Annotated in this window: 3 protein-coding genes and 1 pseudogene; all 4 read left to right on the plus strand. The window is 41.6% G+C overall.

Annotated elements, in window-relative coordinates; all coding sequences use genetic code 11:
- Positions 1-74 precede the first annotated feature (74 nt).
- Positions 75-1,172 carry a hypothetical protein gene (locus tag ACEQ81_RS18275; RefSeq protein WP_411032370.1) on the plus strand — a complete coding sequence of 366 codons (1,098 nt, stop codon included), beginning with the start codon at positions 75-77 and terminating at the stop codon, positions 1,170-1,172.
- A gap of 405 nt (positions 1,173-1,577) precedes the next feature.
- Positions 1,578-5,297 (plus strand): RHS repeat domain-containing protein, encoded by a 3,720-nt coding sequence (locus ACEQ81_RS18280; RefSeq protein WP_411032371.1) that lies wholly within the window; start codon positions 1,578-1,580, stop codon positions 5,295-5,297.
- A gap of 14 nt (positions 5,298-5,311) precedes the next feature.
- Entirely contained in the window at positions 5,312-11,770 is a 6,459-nt protein-coding gene (locus ACEQ81_RS18285) for a DUF6443 domain-containing protein (RefSeq protein WP_411032372.1), read from the plus strand.
- A gap of 718 nt (positions 11,771-12,488) precedes the next feature.
- Positions 12,489-13,027 (plus strand): annotated as a pseudogene (locus ACEQ81_RS18290) (hypothetical protein); the annotation flags it as partial.

Here is a 13,027-nt window from a genome sequence, read left to right on the forward strand (position 1 = left end):
CACTGTCTATTCGAAGTAAAAATCCATCTTCGAAGGGGTGTTTTGTTCAGTTCTAATCTAAAACCAATAAGAAAATGAGAACAAAACTTCTACTATTCTTTTCCCTCATTATTTCAGCAGCATCAGCACAAAACAATTTCCTCGATACCTCTACTTGGACGATAAGCAGTGGATCCGCAACCGGCTTTTCTAGAAACGGATCCGAAGCAGAAAACGTTCGGGAGTTGGGAATAAATCCACATGGTGACAATGAAATATTATGGAAGGCCGTTCCGGATGCCTCATCAAATGCCGACGGTGGCTGGAATTCAATGTACCACAATATTGATCCCAACAAAACATACCGATTAAGCGTATGGATAAAAAAGACGGGGAATACCAACGGTAGCACCTATTTTGGGTTGAATGCATTGGACGACACTAGCTCACATGCAACCCTACTTCTCAACGACACCGAAAGATCCAATCCCTACTTCTGGAGTGGAGACCTTCCTGAACTTGATAAATGGTATCTGCTTGTGGGGCATATACACGGAAGTGATTATACAGGTGGCAATGACACCTCTAGCGGAATATATGATGGTGTCACAGGGACAAAAATGCACTCTACAACGGACTATAAGTTTCACGCAGATGCCGAACGTCTACGCCACAGGTCTTATCTATACTACAACACCGACACGGCAAACCGCCAATACTTTTGGGGCCCAACCCTATATGAAGTCAATGGAAGTGAGCCTCCCATTCTAGAACTGTTAAACCCTGTTAGAAGTTCGGGTAGTGTAGAATCGCTATGGAGTGTCTCTGGTAACGACATTAACTACATTGACGGCAAGGTTGGTATCGGCACCTCAACTCCCGATTATGAATTGACAGTAAAAGGCAAAATACATGCCGAAGAGGTGAAAGTGGATCTTTCCGTACCGGCACCAGATTATGTTTTTAAGAACGACTATCAACTGAAGACGTTGGAAGAAGTTCAAAACCATATTGATGCTCACGGACATCTTCCCAATATTCCATCCGCCAAGGAAATGGAAACTCTCGGTATAGAGCTGGGAAATATGGACATGAGGCTACTTGAAAAAATAGAAGAGCTTACGCTTTACATTTTATCCCAAAATAAGAGAATCAATCTGTTGGAAAAACAGATTAAAGCCAATCATCAATAAAATGTTGGAACTATGAAGGAACGTAGGCCTATTTGCAACCCAAAGGTCTGCAAGTTCCTTCATATTACAATTTAAAAGAAGAAGTAAAAGTGCAGCTCCAAAACCATTGGCCCGATTATGTTTTTGCGGAAACATACCGGCTTCCGAGCCTTGACGAGGTTAAAAAAAATATTGCCGAAAAAGATCATCGGATCAATGTTCCTTCTGCTAAGGAAGTTGAAGTCGATGGTATTGAATTGGGTAAAACAAACCGGCTATTCCCAGAAAAAACGAAGAATTGACTCTGTACTTATTAGCGCAGAACGAATCGCTAAAAGATTTTAAACATAAAAACCAGCACCTGTAAAACCAAGTTCAAGAATTGGCCAATAAAGTCGATTAAGCAAACAAAAACACCAACGCCTTATGAAAAAATATAATCTCCCCATCATTTTTCTATTTGTTACCACTTTTTCTTTTGGCCAAATAGATTTTAAACAAGTAGTGCCACCTAATCCGAATGTTGCATCATTATTTAAGTCGGTAATTACCCCCATAAATGAATATAGTGGATTACCTAATGTATCTATTCCATTATACACTATTTCAGAAGGAAATATATCATTACCGATTTCTTTGAGTTATGCCACTGGGGGTATACAGGTATCGGAAGAATCAGGAATAGTTGGTCTCGGTTGGGCATTAAATGCAGGAGGAGCGATTACCAGGTCAGTAAATGGCGTTGACGATTTTAATCCTTCATGGGGGTACTTGTCTAATACACAACCTGTACCGGATTTAGGGTTATTTAACCCTGGAGTACCTCTTTTTACAACGGCGGACAATCTTTGCAGATTCCCTGTAAATGGTACCCCTACTCTATTTTTAACTCCAACTGGCGCAGAACTGGATTGGGACTATCAACCCGATATGTACCACTTCAATTTTAATGGGTACTCCGGATCTTTTGTTATGAGAAAAGACCGCAGTGTTGTTTTATTAAACAAACAAGGTATCGATATACAAATAAAAGGCTCGGGAACAAATAACCTCTTTAATATTGAATTTATAGTAACCGTTGAAGATGGTACCGTTTACCAATTTTCCGAGAGAGCCTCCACACAATTTCCAAATGGAAATCTCCCATCCTATACTTCAACATGGTATCTCACAAAAGTTACAGATACCGCTGGGAACTTTGTTGAATTACAGTACACCGATTATGGTTTTATGGAGCCTCTGCCCTCCTTTACACAATCTTGGCAAATACCTACCGACCTAAGAAATAGTAGCAATCCTAGTAGGGTATATATAAACACCAGGGGCCCTAGAACTGAGGTAGAGGATATCTATTTATCTGAAATACGTTTCGGTCATAGCGCTGATTTATCAAATTATGACAAAGTGGTTCTCAACTATTCAGCCAATGGAATACGTAAGGATGTCAAAACACGATATCTAGAGTCTATAATCGTAACCAATAGAAATGATCAGGTTGTAAAAAATCATAATTTCAATTACAGTTATTTTGGAAGAGATTATGGTGTAACCTTTGATTATAACGACATCTCTATAGGCAATGGAGACTTTGGACAGGAAATAGCCGCATTAAGCCCGCAATATCCACATTTGAACTTCAGGTTACGATTAGATTCTGTGGTGGAAGACAATACCAAAACTCATTCTTTTGACTATTTTGAGCCCGGTAATATAGCAGATACTCCAAATAAAACCACTTTCGGACAAGATTATTGGGGTTTCTTCAACAACGAACCCAACTATGGTTCTTTTATTCCAGAAATTCGAGACGAATATGGCAGCCCTGTCAATTTTGACCAATTCAACAAGGCAAAGAGATTTCCCAATGAAAAATTCGCTAAATATTTTAGTTTAAAAAAAATCACATATCCTACTAAAGGGTCTACCGAATTCGACTTTGAGCTAAATACTTATGATGCCTCCAACTTTCCCAATGTAACCGAACCACCAACGGTACCAATGGATGAAAGAGCATCTGTAAACCCTTCAAAACCGGATGATCAAATAGTAATTAGGCCCAATCGGAATGCCAGTTTATTTTTAGATTATTCTGTTGTAATTATAGGATGGAATAGAGGTAACGACGGCACTTTGCCAAAACCACAATTAACAAATTCAAATTTTGCCAACTCCTTCTACGTAACGTTAGAAGATCTAGATGGAAATATTATTGTCAAAAAACGTATTCCAACCGATGCAGGTGATAATCTTTGGACCGCATTTAATCCAGATACAAGACCTTGTGGTGTTACAGGAAATGGCAACAATGACTGTAGCAGGATTATTGATTGCAACCCTTTTGGAAATACGGATTATTGTACTTCTAACAACTGCACGCCCGGTGGGGGTCAACCGGCTATTATTTTTACATGTTCCGAGGAATGGAAATACAACAATCCCCTACGCCAATTAAACTTAACGGAAGATGAATACGTGCTTAAAGCACACTTCGATGATCTTGGAGGAAAAATCTATGGTCAGGCATTTATTCGTGCGAGATGGGATGATGTTAACGTAAGTGAAGAACAAATGTATTCCATGGGAGGTGGCTTGCGTGTAAAATCTATAATCGATAGAGACAATGACGCCAATGAAACCATAACAACCAAACGTAATTTTAACTATCACTACAATGAAAGTGTAGACGGTCAGGTGGTGGAAAAATCCTATGGAAGAATCAAGACTTTACCCAATTATTTTACTGATCATAAAACTATTTACTCCCTCGAATTAAGACCGGCCGGTAACTTTAGCAACTATTATGCAAATATTGGTTTACCAAAGATTACAGGAAAGGCCACATCACACAATAGTTTCTCGAAAGATGCTGGAAGCTACGTTACGTACGATCAAATAGAAATCACTTACGAGGGATCCGGCGGTGATAACGGTAAAACCATCAAGAAATTTCACAATGTTGAAGATTTATACCTAGCAAATAATCCTATAGAATACATAGACGATTATTATAAATATCCTCCCGTTCGACTGCCTATCAATGGTCTACACTATAAAACTGAGAACTATCGCAGAACGAATAACGATCCCGCAAACCCGATCTATGACCTAGTATCGGAAACGAGTAACAAATACACTGTCAACGGTTTTGATGCAGCTCAGTTTGACTTCTTTGACCTATGGACAAACCCAGATCTGTTAATGAGTGCAGTGAAAGAAATGCCAACATCCACTCCAATTTTTATAGGTGGCAGTATGCTGGATTGTAATACTTTTAAATTCCAGTTTCACCCTTACTTTTCGAATTTAGTTCAGCAAACAGAAACCACAGAAGTTGTTTATGATACCAATAGTGCCAATCCGGTAACGACGGCTCAACAATTTGCCTACGAAAACGATACTCATTTACAACGCACTAAAACAACCATGACGGAAAGTGATGGGTCCGTGGTAGAGACCAAGGTATATTATCCGGATGATATCACATCGGTAAACTCATTGCCAGAAGGAGGCCCTTTAAACAACTACCCTTACATCCAATTGTTGCAAAAAGATATGCAACATCAAATAGCAACACCGGTTCAGACCACTACAAAAAGAGATGGACAGCTGTTATCCATTCAGCGAACAGAATTTGGCGTTTATGGGCAATATACCCATCCGATAACAAATTTAAATGCAGACGTAGTTCTTCCGAATATTACCCAAACTGCAAAGGGTACGACTCCGTTAGAAGATAGGCTTGTTTATGAAGATTATCTAATGGGCAACCCAATACAAATGCGAAAAGAAGATGGGACTCCCATTTCTTATATCTGGGGATATAACAATACCTATCCAATTGCAAAGATTGAAAACGCATCATACGATGATATCGCTGATGCCCTGGGCATTTCTACCTCGGCCCTTAAGAACTACGATCATTCTAATTTACCGGCAATCAATGGTCTCCGAAGTTCACATCCAGAATTTATAATCACCACTTTCACTTTTGACCCTTTAGTGGGAATGACCAGTACCACCGACCCCCGTAACTATACAATGACGTATTCCTATGACGAGCTCAACCGCCTGAAGGAGGTCAAAGATGCCGATGGGCATTTAGTTACTGATTATAAGTATCACTATAAAGGCCAAAACCAACAATAAATACCGACGACACGATGAAAACGAACCATAAGAACATTAATCCAGTCTATTCCATTTTTGTAACCATATTCCTATTTTTTTGCACGGGAATGTCAACGGCCCAACAAATTTCTGGTAGGAGCACTGTTGACGAAGGTAGTACCAATGTTTATCTCCTCAGTGGAGTAACAATTACTTCATGGAATGTTTCCGGGGCGGCAAGTTGGACTACAATAGGTGGTGGGGTAAGAGTTACCGCTGGTAGTAGTAATTTTACGATCTCGGCCAATTTTACGCAAGCACCTGGTTTTACGGCAAAATTTGTAACGGTAAACCCAACAGGACCTACACCTCCTTCCAGACCGCCAACACCAAGCGTGACAAAATTCTGTGACTATACAAGACTTACAAGGGCCAATCCGCCTAGTGGAGTTACCTACTATTGGCAAAGTAGTTCTTCCGGAACAAGTAGATCTAATGCTTCTTCATCTATAAACAGATCAACCGGTACCGTATACTATCTCCGTGCAAGGAACAATAGCTCAGGCTTGTGGAGTCCGATAAGAAGTGTGAGCTATACGATTGACTATGCGCCTAGTGCGCCACTCTCTCCGACTGTTACCAATAATTGCGGGAACACCGTTTTAACGAGGTCCAATCCAAATCCAACAAGTAATGTTACCTGGTACTGGCAAAGTTCAGCAAATGGAACAAGCACTTCCCAATCGCAGCTTACCAAGACCCTTACAAGCGGTACCGTTTACTATCTAAGGGCAAAAACCAATGGGGTCAACTGTTGGGGACCTGCCAGAACCATTAACTATACCGTGGACAACGGGCCGGCAACCCCGGCAGCACCCACTATACAATCTAGCAGCTGTGGTAATGTGGTGCTGGCACGTGCCAACCCACCAAGTGGGGTTACGTATTATTGGCAGACATCAGCTACCGGAACAAGTAGGTCCAACTCCAGCCAGACCATATCCCTTTCATCTGGTTCCGTTCGCTATCTTAGAGGAAGAAACAGCAATGGCTGTTGGAGTAACGCATCTAGCAGAACTTACAATATAAGTAGTCCGCCAGCAACACCGACAGCACCTACGGTATCGGCCAACAACTGCGACAACACCGTTATAACCAGATCAAATCCACCTAGTGGCGTCACCTGGTATTGGCAAACCTCGGCCAACGGCACAAGCACCTCGGATTCCGCTAGTACAATTACTAGAACCAATGGTACTACCCAGTATCTAAGAGCACGAAATAGTGCAGGATGTTGGAGTACCAGTTCTTCTAGTGTTTCTTACGATATTACCTATTCGCCCAGCGCACCTTTAACACCCACAATTGATGCACAAAACTGTGGTAGCACGGTCTTAAGAAGAGACAACCCCAATCCTACCGCCAACGTTACTTGGTATTGGCAAAACTCATCCAACGGCACTAGTACAGGAAATTCGCAACCGACGATCTCTCTAAACAGCGGAACTGTTTATTACCTTAGGGCAAAAACCAATGGAACAAATTGCTGGGGTCCTGCAAGAGCAATAAATTATACTGTAGATAATGGGCCGGCACAACCAGCTGCCCCAACCATACAATCCAATAACTGCGGCAGCGTAGTTTTGGCACGTACCAATCCTCCATCCGGAGTTACCTTTTATTGGCAAACTTCTGCCACTGGTACAAGTACATCAAGTGCCAGCAGTACACTTACTGTTTCTAGCGGGTCTACCTATTACTTAAGGGCTCGCAATAGCAATGGCTGCTGGAGTAGCGCCTCGAGCAGAACGTACAATATAAATAACCCACCAGCAACACCAGCAGCACCAACGGTATCGGCAAACAACTGCGATAATACGGTCATTGCAAGATCAAACCCACCAAGTGGGGTAACTTGGTACTGGCAAAACTCGGCCTCAGGTACGGACACCATAAATTCTGACGCTACCATAACAAAAATAAATGGCACCACTCAATACTTAAGAGCAAGGAACAGTGCAGGATGTTGGAGTGATAATGCGTCTAGCGTTACCTATGATATAATGTATTCACCCAGTGCACCACTAACACCAACTATAGAGAACTTTTGCGGTAGTACTGTATTAACCCGAGATAATCCGAATCCAACCGCTCCGGTAACATGGTACTGGCAAGATACCGCCGATGGCACCAGTACCGCCAACGGGGACCTTACAGTTACGCTTACTAGTGGCACTGTCTATTACCTAAGGGCAAAGACCGACGGAACAGATTGTTGGGGAGAACCAAGAATCATCAATTATACCGTGAATCAAGTACCCGATCTACCAACGGGGTCCGGAGTTTCACAATGTGGGGAAGGAACTTTTGACTTGGTCGCCAGTGTAGGCGCCAATGGCAATACCTTAAGATGGTATGACGTTGCCAATGGCGGAACTTCACTAGGTACTGGCGAAACCTTTACCACTCCAACTATTTCGGAAAATACAACCTACTATGTAGAAAGCTATAACAGTGTCACCGACTGCGTATCGCCTACTAGGCATGCCATAGTGGCAACGGTTACGAGCGGTATTACTTGGTATCTTGATGCCGATGCCGACGGCTACGCGCCTATTAACAATGGAACAGTTAGTAGTTGCGATAGTCCCGGACCAAACTATACCCAAAACGTATTGCCAGAAACAGATTGCAACGATGACAATCAAAATATCAACCCAACGACCATCTGGTATGAAGATGATGACAATGATGGACTGGGCGACCCAAACAATCCAAGTTCGCCAAGTTGCACACCTCCTTCGGGTTATGTAGCCAACGATGACGATCAATGTCCTATGGTTACCTCTAGTTCCAACGACTGCGGAGGTGGACCGAACGATCCTCTAGATCAAAATTATGTGTATACGAGGACTTATCAGGCTGAACGAACCGATGCGACAGCGTTTTTTACCCCTAATGATAGTCTAATTCAGACCATTGGCTATTTTGACGGACTAGGAAGGCCTATTCAACAAATTGGTATTGACCATACCCCAGATAAAGCCGATGTGGTAACATTTATGGATTATGACGATTACGGCAGGGTACTACAAGAGTTTTTGCCCTATCCGGAGACTGATTCCGATTTGGGTACCTACCGCCTTACTGCTGAATCAAAAACGATGCTGTATTATGACGATGTAAAATACCAAACCACCAATCCTTATTCGGAAATAGCCTTTGAAGTTTCTCCTTTAAACCGAGCTTTAAAACAAGCTGCACCCGGGAATGATTGGGCTATGGGGAACGGCCATGAGATCGAATTTGATTATTTGGCGAATACTTCAGCAGATGATATTAAACGGTATCGCGTAACTCTTAGTTTTGCTGATAACACCTATTTCCCTACCCTCATTTTAGATGGTGATTATGCCGCAGGTGAATTGACCAAAACCATTACTTATGACGAAAACCACACTTCAGGAAAAAATCATAGTACAGAAGAATTCGCCGATAAACAGGGTAGGATCATCTTAAAGAGAACTTATGCAAATGCCCAGGCACACGATACGCAATATGTGTATGACGATTTCGGTAATTTGAGTTACGTATTGACCCCTAAAATGGAACCTAGCACGGCAAGCTTATCAGAGATCATATCCAATATGGATGCATTAGGATATCGCTATGTCTATGATCAGCGTAATCGTATAGTAGTAAAACAAATTCCTGGCAAAGAAGAAGAGCACATTGTCTATAACACCCTAGACCAGCCCATTATGACCCAAGATGCCAACCAACGGTTAATCAACGAATGGTTGTTTACAAAATACGATCAATTTGGCAGAGTGGCATACACTGGTAAGGCCATTGATACTAGTACCAGAGAAACCATACAAGGCATAGTTAATGACTTAACAACACCTTTATGGGTAGTTCAAGGCAGTGAGGATAACTACGGAGGTACCGACATTTTCTATAACAATGGTGCCTACCCAATAGATTCATTGACCGAAGTTCTGACCATTAACTACTATGATAATTACAATTCGGCACGTTCTGGCACAGCTACTTCGGTTACCTCCTTCGGCATAACCAGCACTTCAGATGTGCAAGGTTTGGCTACTGAAAACAAAGTCAAAGTTTTGGATGTTTCAACCGCACACTGGATTACTTCTGTAAACTATTATGATGAAAAGGCAAGGCCTATTTATATATACACTGAGAACAGCTATCTAAGTACGGTAGATCTTGTAGAGATGAAATTGGATTTTGCAGGACGTACGCTTAAAAGCCGTATAGCACATACACGCGATGGTAATACCATTGTCACCATCGATAATTTTACCTATGACCACGTGGGTAGGCTTTTGGTGCAGACCCAATGTATCGGAGATGAAACCTTAGGATATTCTTGTGACGGTGCTTCCGGAGGAAGTGCACCCGCAAACCTTATATTGGATGGCAACATCAATGATAATCAAGTAGCCACCACAAGTATTGTGTTACAGCCTAATGCTACGGTTGTACCTAATGCTATTTTAAGCATCGATCCCAATGCAATCGGAAGTGGAAGCACTGAAGAATTAATTGTACTGAATACCTACGATGAACTAGGGCGATTGGATGAGAAAAAAGTAGGTGGCATTGTTGATGCGACCGATGTGCTCAACTCAATTGGTTTGCAGACAGTAAATTTCAATTACAATGTTCGCGACTGGCTTACCGGCATCAACGATCAGGATAAGTACGACAACGACCTCTCAATTGATGCCAACGACCTTTTCGCCTTTAAGATTGATTATAACAACACCGTAGCTGGAGAAACACCATTATATAATGGCAACATCTCAAAAACCCTTTGGCGCACCAATAACGATAGCCCAAGTCTGCGGTCCTATGCCTATAGTTATGACCCCCTAAACCGAATAACAAGCGCAATCGATGATACCGCCGATAGTAGATACAGCCTAACAAATATCGAATACGACAAGAACGGCAACATCGAAAAACTTAGAAGGAACGGGCACACCGATACGGGTGCTACCGCCTTTGGTGTGATGGACGACCTTACCTATGCCTATGCGGGCAACCAGTTGCAATCGGTAAGTGACACTGCCGAAAGCACAGGGTTCTCCGACGTTAATTCTTCGGGATCGGATTATACTTATGATCAGAACGGGAATATGATCTCCGATACCAACAAGGGGATAACTTCCATTAGTTATAATCACCTCAATTTACCGGCGCAGGTGGACTTCGGGAGCGATAACATTCAGTATGTTTATAGTGCGACAGGTTCTAAACTTAGAAAAATCGTGAGTACTGGAACCACCACGGATTACGCGAAAGGATACATGTATGTCAATAACCAACTGGAATTTTTCGGACACCCAGAAGGCTATGTGGCCCCTGACGGTTCGGGAGGATATGACTATGTGTATAATTACACAGATAATGTGGGGAACATCAGATTATCATATACGGATGCCAATGGCGATGGTAATATCGATTCTTCAAACGAGATAATAAAGGAGAACAATTTTTATCCATTTGGGCTCAAGCACAAGGGATATAATGAAGTAGTTTCTTCGCTAGGTAATTCAACTGCAAAGAAATGGCAGTTCAATGGAGTTGAATTAGAAGAGTCGTTCGGGATAAATCTTTATGAAATGGATTTACGCCGATACGATCCTGCTATTGCAAGATGGACGGCGATCGACCCGGTAGTACATTATGATTTTTCTACGTATAATGCCTTTGACAACAATCCTGTTTTTTGGACCGATCCGAGTGGGGCCAACTCATTTGAGGATCGAAAGAGGGCAAAAGATAATGAGAGTGAGAATATTTGGAGAGATAGATTTGGTCCGCAATATATAGCAGGTAATACAGGAGGTTCAAATGACGGCTGTTGTCCCACTTCGTATAGAGGGTCGGGAGTGGCAATAGGGGATAATGTAGTGAATGTACTTGACGAAGTTGTCGTTACTGGAACAAGAAATACCGGTATCGCTGGTGACAATGTTCTCGGAAATGCTATTCTATTCGGATCTACTTTGACCAGGAGTACATCGACAGTTTTGGAAACATTCCCAACTACTTTTCCAGAGCAAAAGTTTGCGGACTTTTCTGAATTAGATGATATTGCAAAAAGAATGAGAGGTTTAGAAAGTTTGAATAAATATAAAGGACTTAGTTCATCCCTAACAAAAGGCCTTGCGGGATTAAGTATTGCTAATGATTTAACTAGATATGGATTGGGTCTGCAATCTGGTGCCAGGACTACATATCACCTTACTGGTACTGGTATTGCCTTGGGCGTTGGGTATTTAGTAAGTGCCCCTGCTTCATTGGCAGCTACCGCAGCGTTCATAGCAGGTGAAAAGTATTATGATTCGGTTCAAGCTAGTAAAGCATTCAATGCAAGCAATCGAGCAAGTATAGAAATAGGTGGGGGTAATCCTGATGCAAATATAATTTCAGTTAGAGCAATGGAAAATTTTATCTCAGGTGGAGAATTTCAATAAATAGGTTTATGAGTTACACTTATTCAATCAATTTTGAAAGGAAGAGGAAGTACTTCTATAACTTTTTGTTAATGGCTTTATTCATAGATTTTTTGATAGTTTGCTTAATTGCATTTACGTATAATCTATCTTTAAATATTTCGATGAAGGTATTTTTTATATTGTTCTTGTTGACACTAATTTTTTACATCATACCTTTAGTTTTTTTGTATATCAATTATATGAGATACAATAAAGACAGTAGATTAATGATAGAAAACTCTCTCATGAAATTTTCTTCTAAGAGAAGAGAAATTGATTTTTCAATTACTGATGTGGCCTATATTTCTATTCATATGTCTGTCACACTCTTTGAAAAAAGGATTAGATGGTTTTTTTGGGATGAATTGTTTTATTATAAGATTCACCTTGAAAATGGGAGTCCAATTTTGATATCCTGTTTTTTATGTGATGATCTATTAAAACATTTTCCGAATGTGGAGATTCAAAGAAAAAAACAATTTTTTCCTAGAGTATTGGTACCCCCGCTACGTTAATCTCACAAATTAGCGCTATTACCTGTATTAGTGTATAACCTGTTTGTTATCAAGGAAACATATTTATAAGAGGCCGTTATTAAACGGCCTCTTGTTATCTGCTAAAGAATGGAATTTCTCGTAAAGCCCAAGTAAAGGCGGTTTGCTTTCTCTTGGTGTTTCAAACTAGCACCTAACTGTATATGAACATCTATCTTGTCACGGATGAATTATTTAACTTTAGCCTAAGTCATAACCAAGGATCCAACCCATTGTACAACGGAAACATAGCACAGGCCCAATGGCGTACTGCAAATACGGACAATGTATTGAAATCCTATCAATATTCCTACGATGCCCTTAACCGGATTACGGACGCCGCGGATAACATGGGCGGCAACTATGGGATTTCAGACCTTACCTATGACAAGAACGGCAACATCATGACACTATCACGTCAGGGACATAACGTTGGCACCCCCATCCTGGGATACGATAACAACAATGACGGTCAGGACGACCATTTCGGCGCTATGGACGTACTGGACTACGCCTATCACAATGGCCAGATGAGCAACAGGCTCTACAAGGTCCGAGACGACGGTGAGGACGCCTATGGCTTCAAGGACAGTAGCGGGGATACCCAGGACTACTGGTACGACGATAACGGGAACATGACGTCCGACCTCAATAAGGGGATAGCCGCAGGTGGGATAGAGTACAACCATCTGAATTTGCCTAC

Source organism: Spongiimicrobium sp. 3-5 (assembly GCF_046557915.1).
In the GTDB taxonomy this organism is placed as follows: domain Bacteria; phylum Bacteroidota; class Bacteroidia; order Flavobacteriales; family Flavobacteriaceae; genus JBHEBG01.

Bases quoted from the DNA above. Each gene is read 5' to 3' on its own strand.
- ACEQ81_RS18275 (WP_411032370.1), top strand. From the start codon at position 75: ATGAGAACAAAACTTCTACTATTCTTTTCCCTCATTATTTCAGCAGCA.
- ACEQ81_RS18285 (WP_411032372.1), top strand. From the start codon at position 5,312: ATGAAAACGAACCATAAGAACATTAATCCAGTCTATTCCATTTTTGTA.
- ACEQ81_RS18280 (WP_411032371.1), top strand. From the start codon at position 1,578: ATGAAAAAATATAATCTCCCCATCATTTTTCTATTTGTTACCACTTTT.